Origin of the sequence: Planomonospora sp. ID82291, assembly GCF_015711645.1 — a bacterium.
Classification (GTDB): Bacteria; Actinomycetota; Actinomycetes; order Streptosporangiales; family Streptosporangiaceae; genus Planomonospora.
Window position 1 is genome coordinate 876,991 of sequence record NZ_JABTEX010000001.1, and the last position, 17,419, is coordinate 894,409.

Annotated in this window: 18 protein-coding genes; 6 read left to right on the plus strand and 12 right to left on the minus strand. The window is 70.9% G+C overall.

Annotated elements, in window-relative coordinates; translation table 11 throughout:
- Nucleotide 1 precedes the first annotated feature (1 nt).
- A complete protein-coding gene (locus HS045_RS03690) occupies nt 2-409 on the minus strand; it encodes an ATP-binding protein (RefSeq protein ID WP_196449753.1) in 408 nt (135 codons plus the stop codon).
- A gap of 207 nt (nt 410-616) precedes the next feature.
- Here HS045_RS03690 and HS045_RS03695 point away from each other — a divergent pair, with 207 nt between their 5' ends.
- Together HS045_RS03695 and HS045_RS34140 are read left to right on the plus strand one after the other, a co-directional pair.
- Complete coding sequence (locus HS045_RS03695) at nt 617-1,474, plus strand: helix-turn-helix transcriptional regulator (protein ID WP_196449754.1); 858 nt, start codon at nt 617-619, stop codon at nt 1,472-1,474.
- Nucleotides 1,471-1,707 (plus strand): DUF397 domain-containing protein, encoded by a 237-nt coding sequence (locus HS045_RS34140; protein ID WP_196449755.1) that lies wholly within the window; start codon nt 1,471-1,473, stop codon nt 1,705-1,707. Before HS045_RS03695 ends, HS045_RS34140 begins: the two co-directional genes overlap by 4 nt.
- 212 nt (nt 1,708-1,919) lie before the next feature.
- Here HS045_RS34140 and HS045_RS03705 read toward each other — a convergent pair whose 3' ends face one another.
- Entirely contained in the window at nt 1,920-2,798 is an 879-nt protein-coding gene (locus tag HS045_RS03705; RefSeq protein ID WP_307827370.1) for a hypothetical protein, read from the minus strand.
- A 146-nt stretch (nt 2,799-2,944) separates the two neighbouring features.
- Nucleotides 2,945-3,937: a stage II sporulation protein M gene (locus tag HS045_RS03710; protein ID WP_196449756.1), complete on the minus strand. Its 993-nt coding sequence runs from the start codon at nt 3,935-3,937 to the stop codon at nt 2,945-2,947.
- Nucleotides 3,938-4,040: 103 nt separating this feature from the next.
- Here HS045_RS03710 and HS045_RS03715 point away from each other — a divergent pair, with 103 nt between their 5' ends.
- On the plus strand, nt 4,041-4,931 hold the full coding sequence (locus HS045_RS03715; RefSeq protein ID WP_196449757.1) for an RDD family protein: 891 nt from the start codon (nt 4,041-4,043) through the stop codon (nt 4,929-4,931).
- 120 nt (nt 4,932-5,051) lie between these two features.
- Here HS045_RS03715 and HS045_RS03720 read toward each other — a convergent pair whose 3' ends face one another.
- On the minus strand, nt 5,052-6,476 hold the full coding sequence (locus HS045_RS03720) for an LVIVD repeat-containing protein (RefSeq protein ID WP_196449758.1): 1,425 nt from the start codon (nt 6,474-6,476) through the stop codon (nt 5,052-5,054).
- 182 nt (nt 6,477-6,658) lie between these two features.
- Between HS045_RS03720 and HS045_RS03725 the strand changes: the two genes are divergently transcribed.
- Nucleotides 6,659-7,291 (plus strand): DUF305 domain-containing protein, encoded by a 633-nt coding sequence (locus tag HS045_RS03725; protein ID WP_196449759.1) that lies wholly within the window; start codon nt 6,659-6,661, stop codon nt 7,289-7,291.
- 80 nt (nt 7,292-7,371) lie between these two features.
- Here HS045_RS03725 and HS045_RS03730 read toward each other — a convergent pair whose 3' ends face one another.
- From HS045_RS03730 to ahcY, 3 genes are all read right to left on the minus strand, one after another.
- Nucleotides 7,372-8,241, minus strand: a complete 870-nt coding sequence (locus tag HS045_RS03730; protein WP_196449760.1) for a hypothetical protein — start codon at nt 8,239-8,241, stop codon at nt 7,372-7,374.
- Between the two features lie 118 nt (nt 8,242-8,359).
- A complete protein-coding gene (locus HS045_RS03735) occupies nt 8,360-9,601 on the minus strand; it encodes an adenosylhomocysteinase (RefSeq protein ID WP_196449761.1) in 1,242 nt (413 codons plus the stop codon).
- A gap of 101 nt (nt 9,602-9,702) precedes the next feature.
- On the minus strand, nt 9,703-11,130 hold the full coding sequence (gene ahcY, locus HS045_RS03740) for an adenosylhomocysteinase (RefSeq protein ID WP_196449762.1): 1,428 nt from the start codon (nt 11,128-11,130) through the stop codon (nt 9,703-9,705).
- Nucleotides 11,131-11,232: 102 nt separating this feature from the next.
- On the opposite strand from ahcY, the gene HS045_RS03745 reads away from it, so the two are divergent.
- Complete coding sequence (locus HS045_RS03745; RefSeq protein ID WP_196449763.1) at nt 11,233-11,568, plus strand: MerR family DNA-binding transcriptional regulator; 336 nt, start codon at nt 11,233-11,235, stop codon at nt 11,566-11,568.
- 103 nt (nt 11,569-11,671) lie between these two features.
- On the plus strand, nt 11,672-13,144 hold the full coding sequence (locus HS045_RS03750; RefSeq protein ID WP_196449764.1) for a Fic family protein: 1,473 nt from the start codon (nt 11,672-11,674) through the stop codon (nt 13,142-13,144).
- Nucleotides 13,145-13,356: 212 nt separating this feature from the next.
- Here HS045_RS03750 and HS045_RS03755 read toward each other — a convergent pair whose 3' ends face one another.
- The 5 genes from HS045_RS03755 to HS045_RS03775 all read right to left on the minus strand — a co-directional run bounded on the left by HS045_RS03755 (nt 13,357) and on the right by HS045_RS03775 (nt 17,412).
- On the minus strand, nt 13,357-14,292 hold the full coding sequence (locus HS045_RS03755) for a cation diffusion facilitator family transporter (protein ID WP_196449765.1): 936 nt from the start codon (nt 14,290-14,292) through the stop codon (nt 13,357-13,359).
- Between the two features lie 42 nt (nt 14,293-14,334).
- Entirely contained in the window at nt 14,335-15,441 is a 1,107-nt protein-coding gene (locus tag HS045_RS03760; RefSeq protein ID WP_196449766.1) for an SIS domain-containing protein, read from the minus strand.
- Nucleotides 15,438-15,611, minus strand: coding sequence for a Trm112 family protein (locus tag HS045_RS03765; protein WP_196449767.1), 174 nt, complete (start codon nt 15,609-15,611; stop codon nt 15,438-15,440). Before HS045_RS03765 ends, HS045_RS03760 begins: the two co-directional genes overlap by 4 nt.
- Before the next feature lie 4 nt (nt 15,612-15,615).
- Nucleotides 15,616-16,980, minus strand: a complete 1,365-nt coding sequence (locus HS045_RS03770) for a phosphomannomutase/phosphoglucomutase (RefSeq protein WP_196449768.1) — start codon at nt 16,978-16,980, stop codon at nt 15,616-15,618.
- A 63-nt stretch (nt 16,981-17,043) separates the two neighbouring features.
- Nucleotides 17,044-17,412, minus strand: a complete 369-nt coding sequence (locus tag HS045_RS03775; protein ID WP_068894558.1) for a DUF3499 domain-containing protein — start codon at nt 17,410-17,412, stop codon at nt 17,044-17,046.
- Nucleotides 17,413-17,419: the final 7 nt, after the last annotated feature.

Sequence of the window (17,419 nt, forward strand, 5' to 3'; positions counted from 1 at the left end):
GTCAGGGAGGGGAAGGTCCACGAAGGCGGAACCACACGCGTTTCCCGCCCAGCAGCGGCTCGATCCTCAGATCTTCGGTGAGCACGGACAGCAGGAACAACCCTCGGCCGTTCTCCTCGCTCTCAGTCGACTCCTTAACCGCGGGAAGAACGCTGTCGAAGTCGGTGACCTCAACCGTGACCCCGTCCGCCGTCTCGCGTACCAGCAGTTCGCAGCTGCCGGGGGCGTGTTTGTGGACGTTGGTCAGCAACTCCGTGACTCCGAGCTCGGCCACGGGACTCAACTCACTCTTACGCCAGAACCGCAGGTGAGCCCGGACCATCTCGCGGGCGGGCCCCATCATCTCCGGGCACACCTCGGAAAGCACCATGGAGTACTGGCGGGTGGAAGCAGCCGTCGTAGCGGACATGTGACGTCTCCGTAGAGGTGAACGAGCAGGCACAGCGACTACATCTCACGGTGATCGTCCGGATACCGTCCGCTGCGATGCGTTGATGATGCAGCGGGGACTACCCCCCAAGCAAGTCATTCCTAAAAGAAAGTCTTTCCTAAGGGAGAGATAGCGTTTCTCCAGGATGGCTGGAGCAGTACGCTCCCCACGAGGAGAGAGGTGGTCATGCCCGTCGAACCCACTCCGCGTCGACGACGTCTGGGCGCGGAGCTGAGACGCATCCGTGAAGCTCTGGGATGGACCCAGGAGGAGGCGGCGAGCCGCCTCGGATACCAGTCCCTTTCAACGATCAGCAAGATCGAAAATGGACTGCAAGGACTCAGGATCCAACAGCTTCCGCACTTCTTCGAGGTCTACGACGTCACCGATGCCGCCCTGCGCGAGGAACTCCGCGATCTCGTGCGCCGCGCTGGCGAGGTCGATTGGTGGCAGCGCTATGAGGGTGTGGTCGATGATCCACTCGGGGACTACCTCTCCCAGGTGGAGAACGCCGGCGCCCTGTTCGTCTTCAACCCCCTCGCCGTCCACGGCCTACTCCAGACTCCGGAGTACGCCCGGGCGGTCACTGAGGGCAGCAGAGTCTGGAAGACCCCCGAGGACATCGACCGCTTCGTGGCGTTACGGCTGGAGCACCAGCGCGCCATGTCGGAGCGTCAGCCCCCGTTGAAGATCTGGACGGTGCTCCCCGAAGGCCTGCTGCGCCAGGAAGTGGGAGGACGGGCCTGCATGCGCGCTCAGATCGAGCATCTGATACATCTGGCCCGCACCAACCCTGCCGTCACCGTCCAGGTCCTTCCGTTCTCCGCCGGGGCGCACGCGGGAATGGACGGCCCCTTCATCCTCATGTCCTTCCCCGCAGGCCGTGACCTCGTGTGCGTCGAGTCCCTCCGGGCCTCCCTGCACCTGAACGAACCCGAGACCGTCGAGCTCTACCGGACCGCCAGCGACCTGCTGAAGTCCGACGCCCTGTCACCGAAGGCCTCCCTGCCGCTTCTCGCCACGATCGCCAAGGACCTCTCGTGAACAAGAACAGCCTCGACCCCGCCTGGATCGAGACCCAGCTCCAGGATGCACGCTGGCACACCAGCAGTCTCAGCAGCGGCGGCACCAACTGTGTCCAGATCGCCTTCCTGGACGGCGGCCTCGTGGCCCTACGGGACTCCAAGAACATTCAGAAGCCGCCGCACCTGTTCACCGACGCCGAGTACGACGCCTTCGTCGGAGGTATCGAGCGCGGCGAGCTCCGACGCTCCTGAACGGATGAACCCCTGTAGACGACGTTACGGAAGTGGCAAGGAAACCTGAAAACCACCGACTGACGCAGAGAGGGAGTTTTCCGGCAGATCAGCCAGACCTGGAAACTCCCTCTCAACCGGCTCCCAACCGGTCGGCCCGTTCCTGGGCCACACGTCGGCGAAATGTTCCGTCTGCTGCCGGACCAGCTCGACCAGGCCAGAGGCCACTCTCGTCAGCGGTCCGTTTCGTCGAGCTCACCGAACAGGTCCGGTGCGGCCTGGACGGTCACCGCGCGGGTGGCCCAGGACTCCAGCCGGGCGAGGTCGGTGCAGGCGGTGATCCGGGCGCGGACGTCGTCCGGCACCTGCAGGCCGCGGGCGGCCAGCACCAGCAGCACCAGCCGGGCCGCCTCCTCGGCCTTGCCTTCTTCCAGGCCGCGGCCGTAGTGCTCACGGGCGAAGGGGCTGTAGACCGGCCAGGTGGTGGACGTCATGATCTCCTCCAGAAGGCGCCGCACTTCGGGTGCGGACATGCTGTATGCGTGTTCATAGTACTTCGGAGCGTGATCGTCGGGCAGTTCCGCGAGCGCCGCGGCGAACGCCTCGACGACCTTGCGCTGGCGGCCGTGCACCATGACCGCCATCGCCGCCAGCTCCGGCCGGGCCGCGGCCTGCTGCGGGTCGGTGATGGCGGGGATGCCGTCCGGTCCCAGCACGCAGGCCTGCAGCCGGTAGCCGGTCAGGCCGGAGTCGATCGGCCGGGCGTAGTACTCGGCGGTCCTGGCGTCGGGGCAGACCACCAGGACCGTGACATCGCAGCCCAGCAGCAGCCAGAGCGCGGCGGCGTAGCGGGCGAGCTGCCGGGGATTCTTGGATTTGTCCTGCTGGATCTCGACGATGATCGCGTGCGCGGGGGCGGCCGGCGGCCCCAGGACGACGACCAGGTCGGCCTCGATGTCGTCGGAGGGCCGGGTGTTGAAGGTGGTGTTCTCCAACCTGACCAGCGGGGTGGCGGGCAGGTCCTGCCCCAGCAGGTCGCGCAGGATCTCCACGGCCAGCTCGGGGCGGTCGCGGAAGAGGTTGATCAGAGAGTCATGTCGGGGAGATGGCACGTCGCTCATTGTGACATGCCGATCACGTAAGGCGATCGAATTTTTGATCGATTGTCGCTCGCGGAGCCGTACCGCCGCAGTCTCCCGGTGATCGGGCGGCTTCTCGGCGCGGTTCCGGGGGGCCGCCGTACCGGACCGCCGTCATGTCAGCTCGCCGGGGCGACGTCCGGGGCGCGCTCGACGTCGCCGGTCTCGCCCTGCCGTACGGCCCGGCGGCCGAAATAGACCACGTAGCCGAGGAAGGCCGCCTCGGCGAGCGCGCCGATGCCGATCCGCGCCCAGGTCGGCAGCGGGGAGGGGGTGACCAGGGCCTCGATCAGGCCCGAGAGGAACAGCACGACGACCAGGCCGAGGGCGACGCTCACGATCGCGCGCCCCTGCTCGGCCAGTGCCTGGCCGCGCGGGCGGTGGCCGGGGTCGACCGCGGTCCAGCCGAGTTTCAGGCCCGCCCCCGCCGCCAGGAAGACCGCGGTGAGCTCCAGCAGCCCGTGCGGCGTGATCAGCCCGAAGAAGACGTCGCTCTTGCCCGCCGCCGCCATCAGGCCGCCCGTGACGCCGACGTTCAGCGCGTTCTGCAGCAGCACGTACAGGACCGGCAGGCCCAGCAGGACGGAGAACGCGATGCACTGCGCCGCCACCCAGGCGTTGTTCACCCACACCTGCGCGGCGAAGGACCCGGCGGGGTTGGCGCTGTAGTAGTCGGCGAAGTCGTGCTCGACGAGCTGCCGGATCTCCTCGGGGGTGCCGACGACCGCCTGCACCTCGGGGCTGCCCGCCACCCACGCCCCGGCGGCCACGGCGACCGCCGTCGAGGCGACCGCGGCCCCCAGCCACCAGCGCCAGGCCCGGTAGGCGACGACGGGGAAGGAGACCGTCCAGAACCTGGCGAACTCCCGCCAGAGAGGGGCGTGCGCCCCGGTGACGGCCGAGCGCGCCCGAGCCACCAGGGAGGAGAGCCGTCCGACCAGCAGCGGATCGCGCGAGGACGAGCACACGATGGACAGGTGGGTCGAGACGCGCTCGTAGAGCTCGACCAGCTCGTCGACCTCCTCCCCGCGCAGGGACCTGCGCCGCCGCACCAGCTGGTCCAGGCGGTCCCAGGTCGGCTGGTGCACGGTGACGAAGGCATCGATGTCCACGACGAAAGAGCCTATTCGCCGCGGCCGGGCCACCGCCACGGGGCGAACGCGGGGCGGGCAGGCGGCGGGGCCGCACGGGACGGCGGACGGTAGGGTCGGGAGCATGTCCGATCTGGTGACCGGTGACGCCGTCGTCCTCGACGTGTCGATCGCGCAGCTGCCGGTCCGGGCGGCCGCCTTCCTGATCGACCTCGCCGTGCAGGCCGCGACGGTGGTCTCGGTCCTCCTCCTCGTCGCCACCACCGCCGACGTCACCGACTCGGCGCTGTTCACGGCCTTCACCATCCTGTTCATCGTGCTGGTGTTCGTGGGCTACCCCGTGCTGGTGGAGACGCTGACCCGGGGCCGGAGCCTCGGCAAGCTCGCCCTCGGGCTGCGGGTGGTGAGCCAGGACGGCGGGCCCGAGCTGTTCCGCCAGGCGCTCTTCCGGGCGCTGGCCGGTTTCATCGAGCTCTACCTGCTCGCCGGCAGCGCGGCCGTCATCTGCTCGCTCCTCGATCCCCGGGGGAGGCGGCTCGGCGACATCTTCTCCGGAACGATGGTGATCTCCGAGCGCGGCCCGCGGAGCGCGGCCCCGCTTCCGCAGATGCCGCCCCAGCTGGCCGGGTGGGCGGCGACGGTGGAGCTGTCCCAGCTCCCGGACGATCTGATCCACACCGCCCGGCAGTACCTCGCGCGCCGGGAGGGCCTCTCCCCCGCCGTCCAGCAGGAGATGGGCGCGCGGATCGCGGCCCGGACGGCGGCCTTCGTCTCCCCGCCCCCGCCGCCCGGCGTGCCGCCGCACGTCTACGTCTCGGCGGTCCTGGCCGAACGGCGCCGCCGCCACCTGGAGCGGCTGACGCGGCGGGCGGCGGCCCGGCAGGCCGCGTCCGGGCAGGGGGTGCCGCGCTACGTCATGGCGTACGCCTCCGCGCCCGCGCCGTCCATCCCCGCTGCGCCGTCGCCCGCCGGCCGGCCCGCGTCCCCCGACGGCGGTTTCACCCTTCCCTCCTGAGGTCCGGAGCGCGCCGAAGGGGCGGCGGGAGAGTCCGCGCCGCCCCCTCGGGGTCGTCGGGTCCGTCAGGTCCGTCAGGTCCGTCAGGTCATGGTGATGCCCGCGGTCAGCTGCCCGTGATCAGTGGTGGCCGTGGCCCCGCGCGCGGTAGGACGCCTGGGTCTGGGTGTTGAGGATGTCGAACCTGACGCCCTGGGCCGACCTGGTGCGCGGGTCGTTGATCTTCAGGATGTCGAGTCCGAGGTTGAAGTCGCTGCCGTAGATGTAGCCGTTGTAGTAGTACGCCGACCAGAAGCCGCCGCTCAGCGCCGGAGCGGTGCTGTCGGGCCCGCGCTCGAAGAAGGCGATCTCCTGCGGGTTGGCCGAGTCGGTGAAGTCCACGACCGAGATGCCGCCCTGGTACCAGGCCTGGACCATGATGTCCTTGCCCTTGACCGGGATCAGCGAGCCGTTGTGGGCGACGCAGTTCTCGGTGTCCGCCTGGTGACGGGCGATCTTGAAGTAGCTCTTGAAGACGAGCTGCCCGCCGACGATGTCGAAGTAGGCGTTGGCTCCGCGGTTGGGGCCGATGGCCTCGTTGCAGGTGGCCTGGGTGCCGCCGCCCAGCTCGTCGGTGAAGACCACCTTGGTGCCCGCGTTGTTGAACGTCGCCGAGTGCCAGAAGGCGAAGTTCTCGTCGTCCCGGACGGTCGCGGTGACCTTGGGGCTGACCGGGTCGGAGATGTCCATCAGGATGCCCTCGCCCATGCAGGCTCCGGCGGCGATGTCCTTCTCCGGGTAGGCCGTGATGTCGTGGCAGCCGCTGGTGGCCGACGTGCGCTCGGGGTACTGCTTGTCCGGCTCACCGGGGTTGCCGCCGTCGGGGAACAGGTTCGGCGTGGCGACCACGGCCGCTTCCGTGGGGTTGCGCAGCGGCACCTTGATGATCGAGATCAGGTCGTGCGGCGGCTGGCAGTCGGGGAAGGTCGCCGACGGGTTGTAGGAGGAGACGTAGAGGTAGACGTTCCGCCGGTCGCGGCCCTTGCCCGGCACCAGGGTCAGGGTGTGCGAACCGCAGTTGGTCTCGACCGACTTGATGTACTTGGGGTTCTTCTTGTCGCTGATGTCGAAGATGCGGACGCCCTCCCAGGAGTCCTTGTTCGACGCGGGCTGCGCGGTGCTCTGGCAGGAGTCGTTGTTACGGGAGGAGTCGACCGCGCCGAAGAGCAGGTTCCCGTAGACCGAGACGTCCATCTGACCGCCGGGGCAGACGAGCGAGCTGACCGGGGTGGTCCTGCCGGGCCTGCGGATGTCGTAGATGGAGAAGCCGCTGTAGTTGCCGACGTAGGCGTAGTCGCCCTGGAAGGCCATGTCGGTGTGGATGTCCGTCAGTTCGGCGGGCCGGGGCACGTTGCGGACGTGCTCGATGTTGGCGCTCTTGACGATCTCGCCGGGCGCCGGGATGTCGGCCGCCTGGGCGGGAACCGTGGACAGCGCCGTCAGCGCCGCGACACCGGCGGCGACCAGGAGGCGCCTGGTGAGGCGTCTTCCTTGCGGGGTGAACACTCGCGAACCTCCTCGTCATGCGCCCACGTAAGAGGCGCATAAATGACTGAATCGTTCATCCCGAACAACCGGCAAGACAAGGTGTCACAGTGTCAGTAGATACTTCCGACTTGTCCTCTTTACTCCGCAGATAAAGGAGTAATAGTGTTTTCCGGCACGGTCCCTCCGCGAAAGGAGAACGGGTGCGCGCCGCCCTCCTCGTCCTGGCCGCCGCCCTCTCCCTCACCGCCTGCAGCGCCGAGCCGCCCCGGCGGGCCGCCCCCTCGTCGAACGCGCCGGTCATCGTGCCGGGCAGGCCCGGAGAGCCCGCCCGGACGGTCGGCCCCGCCGAGGCCGCCACCCTCGTGCCGACGCCCACCGCCAACGCCGCGGACGTGAAGTACGTCCAGGACATGATCGTCCACCATCGCCAGGCCCTCGACATGGCGCACCTGGCCCCCTCCCGCGCCCGCTCCGCCAGGCTGAAGGGCCTGGCCTCGCGCATCGCCGACTCCCAGGGACCGGAGATCCAGTTCATGACCTCCTGGCTCCAGCAGCAGGGCCAGCGGGTCCCCGGCCACCACGCCGGCCACGGTGACATGCCGGGCATGGCCGCCCCGGAGCAGATGGAGGCGCTGAAGGCCGCCTCCGGCGCGGACTTCGACCGGCTCTTCCTCGACCTGATGGTCGCCCACCACCGCGGCGCGATCACGATGTCCGAGCAGGTCCTGGGCGGCGGGTCGCACATCAAGATCGAAGAGCTCGCCAACGAGGTCTCCGTGACCCAGGGCGCGGAGATCCGCCGCATGCTGGAGATGCGGGCGGAGGCGGGCTGACCGGCGTCCCCGCCTCCGTCCCCGCCGGGGACGCCGGCCCGGACCGGGGAAACGACCCGGACCGGGGAAACGACCCGGTCTCAGGACGGCAGGCGGTGTGGCCGGAGGGCGGCGAACCGGAGTCTCGACAGCGCCGCCGCCCCCGCCGCCAGCAGGGCCGCCGCGCTCACCACCAGCAGCGCACCCGAGGTCGCGGTGAGGTCGATCGGCGCCAGCCCCTGCGCGGCCTGGACCACGCCGACCAGCACGAGCCCGCCGTACCCGCCGGTGGCCAGTGCGACCAGCCCGGTGCGGGCCCGCTCGGACCAGGCGGTCAGCGTCAGCAGCGCGGCCAGGATGGGCAGCACCTGAACGGCGTGCAGAGTGACCGCATGGGGCACCTTGAGCTGCCCGGCCGTGCCGAAGATCGACAGGTCGGTGGCCTCGGGAGGCAGTCCGATCACCCGGCCGTTGGCGATGAGCGCCGCGCCGGCGAACTGGCTGAGCACCAGTATCCCCATACCCGCCCGTACGGCCAGCCGCATGCTCGGCGGCCCGTCCAGCCTCCGGAAGGCGAGAACGGTGACGACGACGATGGACGGGATCAGGCCGAGGATCGCGAACCCGGCGAGGAGCGCCGACACGGCCGCGTCGACCGTCGTGCCGAAGTTCAGGTGCGAGGGCACGCCCCGCCACCTCTGGGCGGTGATCAGCCCCACCTCGGCCACGCTGGAGACGCCGAGCACGCCGACCAGCCACCGGGCCCGCGAGTCCGGCAGCTCCAGCCTGCCGATGACCCAGACGAGACTGGCCAACGTCACGCCGAAGGAGAAGCCGAACAGGATCGGCTTGCGCCACGACACGGGCCCGGCCCACCCGCCGCCGTCCACGGCGTAGACGGCCAGGTGGAACGCGGCGCTGGCCAGCAGCAGGGCTGCCACGCCGTAACCGAGCCTCTGATGATTCCGCACACGTCCGAATGTAGGAGACGGCCCGCCGTACTCAATCCTCCGCAGGGTGACGATCCGACTCCGTCGGGCGGAGTACGGGGCGCCGCCTGCCGTACGCTCGCGGGAACGGCCCGGAGACCTACGAACCGGTCCGCCAGGAGCGCAGGTAGCGTTCCTGGTCGGCGGTGAGCTCGTCCACCTCGATGCCCGCCGCGGCCAGCTTCAGGCGCGCCACCTCCACGTCGACCTCCTCCGGCACGTCGTAGACGCCGGGCGCCAGCAGCGCGTGCTCCCGGACCAGCCACGCGACCGCGAGCGCCTGCGCGGAGAAGGACATGTCCATGACCGCGGCCGGATGCCCCTCCGCGGCCGTCAGGTTGACCAGGCGCCCCTCGGCGAGCAGCAGCAGGCGGCGGCCGTCGGCCAGGACGTACTCGTCCGCGCCGGCCCGCACCCCCCGGTGGACGGCCTGCGCCAGGTCGTCCAGGGCCCGCACGTCGATCTCGACGTCGAAGTGGCCCGCGTTGGCCAGGATCGCGCCGTCCTTCATCACCGCCAGGTGCTCGCCCCTGATCACGTCGCGGTTCCCGGTGACCGTGACGAACACGTCCCCGTCCCGCGCGGCGGCGGCCATCGGCCGCACGTCGTAGCCCTGCAGCGAGGCGTCCAGCGCCTTGACCGGGTCGATCTCGGTGACCACCACCCGGGCGCCGAGGCCCCGGGCCCGCTCGGCCACACCCCGGCCGCAGTAGCCGAACCCGGCGACCACCACGGTCTTGCCCGCCAGCAGCGTGTTGGTGGCCCGCATGATGCCGTCCATCGTGGACTGGCCGGTGCCGTACCGGTTGTCGAACATCCGCTTGGTCCGGGTGTCGTTGACCGCGACCACGGGGAGGCGCAGGGCCTCCTCCGCGGCCATCTGCCGCAGGCGGATGACGCCGGTCGTGGTCTCCTCGCACCCGCCGCGGACCCCGCCGAGCAGTTCGGTCCGCTCGGTGTGCAGGATGTTCACCAGGTCGCAGCCGTCGTCGAGGACGAGGTCGGGAGCGATGTCGAGCGCCTGGTGGATGTGCCGGTAGTAGGCGTCCCGGTCGACCCCGGCGCGGGCGTGGACCGCGATCCCGTAGTCGCCGAGCGCCAGCGCGACGTCGTCCTGGGTGGAGAGCGGGTTGGAGGCGGCCAGCGCGATCTCGGCGCCGCCGGCCCGCAGCGCGCCCATGAGCACCGCGGTCTCGGCGGTGACGTGCAGGCACGCGGCGATCCGCCAGCCCTCCAGCGGGCGTTCGGCGGCGAACCTCTCGCCGAGCGCCGTGAGCACCGGCATCGCCCGCGCCGCCCAGCCGATCCGCCGTTCCCCGGCCTCCGCCAGCGCCCTGTCCACGTCTTCCCCCCTGATGGCCCGAGGGCCCCCGCAGGTCTGCGGGGGCCCCGGGTGAAGCCGTCCTCGGTCCTGGGGCCCGTGCGGGCCGGTCCGGGGGTCTTCTAGTAGCGGTAGTGGTCGGGCTTGTAAGGGCCCTCCACCGGCACGCCGATGTAGTCGGCCTGCGCCTTGGTCAGCTCGGTGAGCTTCACGCCCAGGGCGTCCAGGTGCAGGCGGGCGACCTTCTCGTCGAGGTGCTTGGGCAGCACGTAGACGCCGACCGGGTACTCCTCGGTCTTGGTGAAGAGCTCGATCTGGGCGATCACCTGGTTGGTGAACGAGTTGGACATGACGAACGAGGGGTGGCCGGTGGCGCAGCCCAGGTTCATCAGGCGGCCCTCGGCGAGCACGATGATCGAGTGGCCGTCCGGGAAGGTCCAGGTGTGGACCTGCGGCTTGACCTCCTCCTTCACGATGCCCTCGATCTTCGCCAGGCCCGCCATGTCGATCTCGTTGTCGAAGTGGCCGATGTTGGACACGATGGCGTTGTGCTTCATCCGCGCCATGTGGCCGGCGGTGATGATGTCGAAGTTGCCGGTCGTGGTCACGAAGATGTCGGCGATCTCGACGACGTCCTCCAGCGTGGTGACCTGGAAGCCGTCCATGGCCGCCTGGAGCGCGCAGATCGGGTCGATCTCGGTGACGATCACCCGGGCGCCCTGGCCGCGCAGCGCGTCGGCGCAGCCCTTGCCGACGTCGCCGTAACCGCACACGACCGCGACCTTGCCGCCGATCAGCACGTCGGTGGCGCGGTTGAGGCCGTCGATGACGGAGTGGCGGCAGCCGTACTTGTTGTCGAACTTCGACTTGGTCACCGAGTCGTTGACGTTGATCGCCGGGAAGAGCAGCGTGCCGGCCTTGAACATCTCGTAGAGGCGGTGGACGCCGGTGGTGGTCTCCTCGGTGACGCCCTTGATGCGCGAGGCGATCTGCGTCCACTTCCCGTCACCGGTGACGGTGCGGCGGAGCAGGTCGAGGATGACCTTCCACTCCTCCGGGTCGTCCTCGGCGGCGCTGGGGACGGCCCCGGCCTTCTCGTACTCGGCGCCCTTGTGGACGAGCAGCGTGGCGTCGCCGCCGTCGTCGAGGATCATGTTGGGGCCGTCACCGCCGGGCCACAGCAGGGCCTGCTCGGTGCACCACCAGTACTCCTCCAGGGTCTCGCCCTTCCAGGCGAAGACCGGCACGCCCTTGGGCTCCTCGACGGTGCCCTCCGGGCCCACGACGACGGCCGCCGCGGCGTGGTCCTGGGTGGAGAAGATGTTGCAGCTGACCCAGCGGACCTCGGCGCCGAGCGCGACCAGCGTCTCGATGAGCACGGCGGTCTGGATGGTCATGTGCAGCGAGCCCATGATCTTCGCACCGGCCAGCGGCTGCGCGGCGGCGTACTCCTTGCGGACGGCCATCAGACCGGGCATCTCGTGCTCGGCGAGCCGGATCTCCCGGCGCCCGAAGGCGGCCAGGGAAAGGTCGGCGACCTTGAAGTCCATGTGCTGTTACCCCTCTACCGGATGGTCGACGGGTGCGAGTCTAGACGCGCCCGGCCACCGCACGCACACCTGGGACCGCTAAACTGACATAAGATTGTCAGAATGCGAATCACGGAGGCCGCCAGGCGGCTGGGCATGTCCCCCCGGATGCTCCGCTACCGCGAGGCGCTGGGCCTGCTGCCCCCCGTCAGGGAGCAGGGCGCGCACCGGCGCTTCGGCCCCGAGGAGCTCGCGGCCGTCGCGCAGGGCGTGGAGCTGGAGAAGCGGTTCGACATCTCCCCCGGCGAGCTGGCCTTCGCCCTGCGGGTGCTGAGCGAGCCCGCGGTGGCGCAGGCCGTACGGGACCTGGGGCTGCGGATCGGCCGGCTGCAGGCCCCCCGCCGGGCCCTGGACTTCGAGAAGGAGAAGGCGCTGCGCCTGCTGGCGGGCCGCCCGTAGGGACGGGAGCCGGAGGGCCCCTCTCGGACGGCGGAGCGGGAAGGGTCACCGGCTGCCGCCCGGCTCACCTCCGGTCGTCGGGACCGGGCTCTATCCTCGGTCCATGCGCTGGCGAGATGTCGATCCCCTTCCGGAGCTCAACGGCGGTGTCGCGGCGATCCTCGCCTCGGCCGACGCGCTGAAAGGCGCATGGGAGGACTGGCTCACGCACTCCTCCGAAGAGGAGTTCCGCCAATCGCGTCGCCGGAGCCTGCGCAGGCACGCCATCGAGACCGGGATCATCGAGCGGCTCTACGACGTCGACTGGGGCGTGACGCTCGCCCTGGTCGCCGGAGGCCTCACTCAGGAGGTGGCCGCCAGGGAGGGCGGCATCAGCGACGACACCCTCGCCGTGATCCGCTCCCAGTACGACGCTCTGGAGTTCCTGGCGGACGCCGCCCGGGGCGGCAGGGACCTGAGCGTGCATTTCGTCAGAGAGCTCCACCAGGCGATCACCCGCTCCCAGCGGACCTATCCCGCCACCGACAGCCTGGGCCGCGCCTTCCACGCCCCCCTGCGCCACGGCGAATGGAAGACCCACGCCAACCACGTCGTCCGACCGGACGGCACTCTGCTGGAATACACTCCGCCGGAGCACGTGCAGGCCCAGATGGACCGCCTGATCGACCTCTACCGGGAGACGGAGTCCGCCCATCCCGTCGTCCGCGCCGCGTGGCTGCACCACAGGTTCATCTGCGTCCATCCCTTCGAGGACGGCAACGGCAGGGTCGCCCGCGCGCTGACACTGCTGGTCCTCCTCCGCGAGAACTACGCACCGCTCGTGGTGGACCGTTCACAGCGCACCCGCTACATCGACGCACTGGACCAGGCGAACGGCGGTGACCTCGCGCCGCTGGTACGGCTCTTCGCCCGCCTGGAGATCAGCGCCCTCAGGTTCGAACTGGAGGCTCCCGCCGTACTCCGCGAAGCCGCGAGCGGAGCCGCCGGAGTGGCCCGCGCACACGCCGACCGGCTCCGCGCGCGCCTGCGGGAGAAGACCTCGGACCGTACGGCTCCCGCCGTGCGGCTGGCCGACGTCCTCCAGGCCAGGATCCTCCGTTACCTGCGTCAGCAGGGAGACGCCCTGCGCGACGCCTTCACGTCCGTCGATCCGAAGACCCACGTGAACATCACCCACGCCCAGCCCCCGGATCCGCGCTCCCTGCTCTCCCGGGACCTCTTCCGGGGCATGGCCCAGAGTGCGGGCTTCCGGCCCAACCTGACCGAAGGCGTCTGGTGGGGACGGATCTACATCCAGGTCCTGGACTGCGCGCTGTACTTCGACACCGCCATCATCCGGGCGGGTTCCGGCGACACCGGCGCCCTGGTCTTCACCGTCTCGGCCTCCGTGTCCCCTCCGGGGGAACCCGAGAGCGACCAGCTTCCCGAGCCGGTCTGGGAGTGCGATCCGACTCCGGACGACAGTGTGACCCTCGTCTTCAGCGACGTTCCCGACACGCGCTGGCCCGAGATCACCGAAGTGATCGACCAGGTGCTGACCGCGGCCGTGGACCAACTGGGCCAGCAGCTCGGATGACCGGCGCGCCCCGGCGAGGGGCGACCCGGCACGGCGTCGCATGCTCGTGCCACCGCGACCGCCACCGCGACCGCCACCGCCACCGCCACCACGACCGCCACCGTGACCGCGACCGCCGACGCCGTACCGCCCGCCGCGGAGAGGACTCCGGCGACGGGCGGTACGGCGTTCACGCGCCCGGACGATCCGGGCGGGAAGGACGGGAAGGACGGTCAGGCGGAGGAGCCCGCGGCGGCGTCCGTGCGGTAGAGGTCGGGCTCCAGGTAGATGACGCGGGCCTCCGGAACGGCCTCGCGCACCCGCTTCTCGGCCTCGTCGATGCCCTTGGCGATCTCCGCGGCCGTGTCGTCGTTCTCCACCGCGATCTTGGCGGCGACCAGGATCTCCTCCGGGCCCAGGTGCAGGGTGCGCATGTGGATCACACGGCTCACCTCGGGGGTGCTCTCCAGGGCCGCGCTGATCCGGTTCTCGACCTCGGGGCCGGCGCCCTCGCCGATCAGCAGCGACTTGGTCTCGACCGCCAGGATCACCGCGATGACCGCGAGCAGGGCGCCGATCATCAGGGTGCCGATGCCGTCCCAGACGGGGTCGCCGGTCACCACGGCCATCGTCACGCCGAAGAGCGCGAAGATCAGGCCGAGCAGCGCCCCCAGGTCCTCCAGGACGATGACCGGCAGCTCCGGCGACTTCGACCGGCGGATGAACGCCACCCACGACTGGTCGCCGCGGACCAGGTTCGACTCCTTGATCGCGGTGCGGAAGGAGAACGCCTCGGCGACGATCGCGAAGATCAGCACGCCGAACGCCCACCCCGGCGTCCTCAGCTCCTCAGGATGGGAGATCTTGTGCCAGCCCTCGTAGAGGGAGAACAGCGCGCCGATGGTGAACAGCACGACCGCCACCACGAAGGCGTAGAAGTAGCGCTCCCGGCCGTAGCCGAAGGGGTGCTCCGGCGTGCGCGCCCGGGCCGCCCGCTTGCCGCCGATCAGCAGCAGCGCCTGGTTGCCCGAGTCGGCCACGGAGTGGATGCCCTCCGCCAGCATGGCCGACGAGCCGGTGAAGACGAACGCGACGAACTTGGCCGCCGCGATCGAGAGGTTGGCGGCCAACGCCGCGATGATCGCCTTTGTACCGCCGCCCGCGCTCACGGCAGCCTCCACTCATGTATCAGTAAAAACCGGGACACGATCCTATGGGGAAATTCTCGTCTTGAGTTCCGTGATCGCCCGCACCGGGGTCGGGTCGATGCCGTACCCCAGGGCGAGGTAGGTACTCGCGTAGTCTCCCAGCTCGATCAAGGTCGCCAGCCGCTCCAGCGGATGCGTCCCCTCGGCGCCGATCTCGGTGACCGGCACGTTCCGGTCGTGCGCCAGCCGTACGGACGCCTCGCACCGCCGGGCCGCCCGCGGGTGCTCCTCGGTGTCGCGCAGCACGAACAGCCGGAGCGACCGCCCGGCCTCGTCGGCGAAGACGTCCCGCTCGGCCAGCGGGCCGTCGAAGGTCACCACCTGGTTGTGACCGGTCTCCGGGATCTCGCCCCAGATCGCCGGGTACTTGCCGTTCTCGTTGAGCTGGCAGGCCCAGCGGTGGGCCGCGACCGCGGCCAGCGGCGACGACCCCCAGATCATCGGGATCGTCTCGGCCAGCTCCATCGCCAGCGACTTGCCCGGGTTGATGAACGACTCGCTCGCCGGGCGGCAGCGATTCGCGATCTCCTCCAGCCGCCCCGCCACCGTCTCGAACACCTCCTCGTCCACCCGGGCCAGGCCCAGGTCGGCGGCGGCGACCAGCAGCGGGACCGACAGCGCCCAGACCCCTGCGCGCGGCTGCCCGCCGGAGGTGACGGGCACGAACGGCGCCCCCGCCTGCCGGGCGATCGCCTCCAGCGCGGAGCCGGGACCGCCCACCGCCAGCAGGCGGCATCCGCGGCGCACGGCCTCGGTCGCCGCCGCGAGCGTCTCCTCGCTGGAGCCCGAGCACGACACCGCCATGACCAGGTCGGTCGCCCCGACCCAGCCGGGCAGCCGGTGGGAGCGCACGGTCACGATCGGCAGCGGCGCGCCGTGCCCGCACACCGCGGCCAGGACGTCGCCCGCGATGCCCGAGCCGCCCATCCCCGCGACCACGACGGCCCGGGGACGGCCGTCGCGGGCCAGCGACGACACGCCCGCCTCGCGGGCCGCCCGGGAGGCGGTCCGGATCTGGGCCGCGGAGGAGGCCACCGCCCGCAGCATGCCCGAGGGGTCGCCCTCCTCCAGCCACCGGGGGTCGTCGAGACGGTCGGCCTCCCAGTTCACGGCTTGCGCGCCTCGTCCACCAGCAGCACGGGGATGTCGTCGCGGACCGGGTAGACCAGCCCGCACTGCGCGGAGGTGCAGGACAGCTCGTCCGCCTCCGGCTCGGCGCGCAGGGGGGACTTGCAGCTCGGACAGGCCAGGATCTCCAGCAGCCAGTCGTCGATCTTCACTCGTTCAGCTCCTCACGACAGCCAGGACCTCGTCCCTGATCGCTGCCATCTGAATCTCGTCGGCCGCCTCGGCGTTCAGCCGGAGCAGCGGCTCGGTGTTGGACGGACGAAGATTGAACCACCATCCGGGGCCGGACACGGTCAGGCCGTCCAGCTCGTCGAAGGTGACGCCGTCGCGACCGGCGAAGGCCGCGCGGACGCGCTCGGTCGCGGCGGCCTGGTCGGCGACGGTGCTGTTGATCTCACCGGAGGCGGCGTAGCGGGCGTAGGCCGCCAGGACCTCCGACAGGGGGCGGTCCTGCTCTCCCAGCGCGGCCAGCACGTGCAGCGCGGCCAGCATGCCGGAGTCGGCGAACCAGAAGTCCCGGAAGTAGTAGTGGGCCGAGTGCTCCCCGCCGAAGACCGCGCCGGTCCTGGCCATCTCGGCCTTGATGAAGGAGTGGCCCACCCGGGTGCGGACCGGCTCGCCGCCGTGCTCGGCGACGATCTCGGGCACGCCCCGCGAGGTGATCAGGTTGTGGATGACCACCGAGCCGGGGTGCCGGGCCAGCTCGCGCGCGGCGACCAGCGCGGTGACCGTGGACGGCGAGACCGACGCGCCGCGCTCGTCGACCACCCAGCAGCGGTCGGCGTCGCCGTCGAAGGCCAGGCCGAGGTCGGCGCCCGTCTCGGTCACCGCCCGCTGCAGGTCGCGCAGGTTCTCCGGCTCGATCGGGTTGGCCTCGTGGTTGGGGAAGGACCCGTCCAGCTCGAAGTAGAGCGGGACCAGCTCGATCGGCGCCCCCGCCCGGCGGCCCAGCACCTCGGGGACGGTGTGCCCGGCCATGCCGTTGCCCGCGTCGACGACCACCTTCAGCGGGCGGACGCCGGACAGGTCGACCAGCGTCAGCAGGTGGTCGGCGTAACCCGTCAGCAGGTCGGTCCGGGTGACCCGCCCGGAGCCGCCGCCGCCGGGACCGCCGGCCGCCAGGATCTTCGCGGCCCGGTCGCGGATCTCGGTCAGGCCGGTGTCGCGGCCGATCGGCACCGCGCCCGCGCGGCACATCTTCATGCCGTTGTAGCGGGCCGGGTTGTGGCTGGCGGTGAACATGACGCCGGGCAGCTCCAGGTGACCGCTCGCGTAGTAGAGCAGGTCGGTGGAGCCGAGGCCCGCGTGGACCACGTCGGCGCCCCGCGCGACCGCGCCCCGGGCGAAGGCCGCGGCCAGCGGCTCGGACGAGGCGCGCATGTCGTGGGCGACCACGAGCCGGTCGGCCCCGGTCACCTCCACGAAGGCGGCGCCGACCGCCTCCGCGGTCTCCTCGTCGAACTCGTCCGGCACGACACCGCGAACGTCGTACGCCTTGAAGATCCTGGCCAGATCGCCCACTCCAGCTCCGCCCCCCTTGTGATGTCTGCTGGTCCCCAGCCTAGGGGGTGCCCGGCACCCGGGTCAGCGATCGCGCTGGGGCTGCGCCGAGCGGAGCACTCTCAGATGCCCGCGCCGCCCGACCTCGACCCCCTGGCCCACCGGCTCGGTGCCGCTCCCCGGCGCCGGACGGGCCGCCTCGCGCACGGCGTTGGCGAGGGCCTCCAGGTCGTCCGTACTGGGCGGGGCGCCGTCGGTGGGGAGACGGACGACCTCCCAGCCGCGGGGCGCGGTCAGGCGCTCGGCGTGCTCGGCGCACAGGTCGTAACAGTGCGGCTCGGCGTACGTAGCCAAGGGCCCGAGGACTGCGGTCGAATCGGCGTAGACGTACGTGAGCGTGAAAACGGCAGGCTGACTGCACGCGGTGCGGGAACAGCGGCGGACGGGGCTCACGGTGGGA

Excerpts from the sequence above, each read along its gene's own strand:
- HS045_RS03750 (WP_196449764.1), top strand. The coding sequence starts at position 11,672 with ATGCGCTGGCGAGATGTCGATCCCCTTCCGGAGCTCAACGGCGGTGTC.
- HS045_RS03715 (WP_196449757.1), top strand. The coding sequence starts at position 4,041 with ATGTCCGATCTGGTGACCGGTGACGCCGTCGTCCTCGACGTGTCGATC.
- HS045_RS03690 (WP_196449753.1), bottom strand. The coding sequence starts at position 409 with ATGTCCGCTACGACGGCTGCTTCCACCCGCCAGTACTCCATGGTGCTT.
- HS045_RS03745 (WP_196449763.1), top strand. The coding sequence starts at position 11,233 with ATGCGAATCACGGAGGCCGCCAGGCGGCTGGGCATGTCCCCCCGGATG.
- ahcY (WP_196449762.1), bottom strand. The coding sequence starts at position 11,130 with ATGGACTTCAAGGTCGCCGACCTTTCCCTGGCCGCCTTCGGGCGCCGG.
- HS045_RS03695 (WP_196449754.1), top strand. The coding sequence starts at position 617 with ATGCCCGTCGAACCCACTCCGCGTCGACGACGTCTGGGCGCGGAGCTG.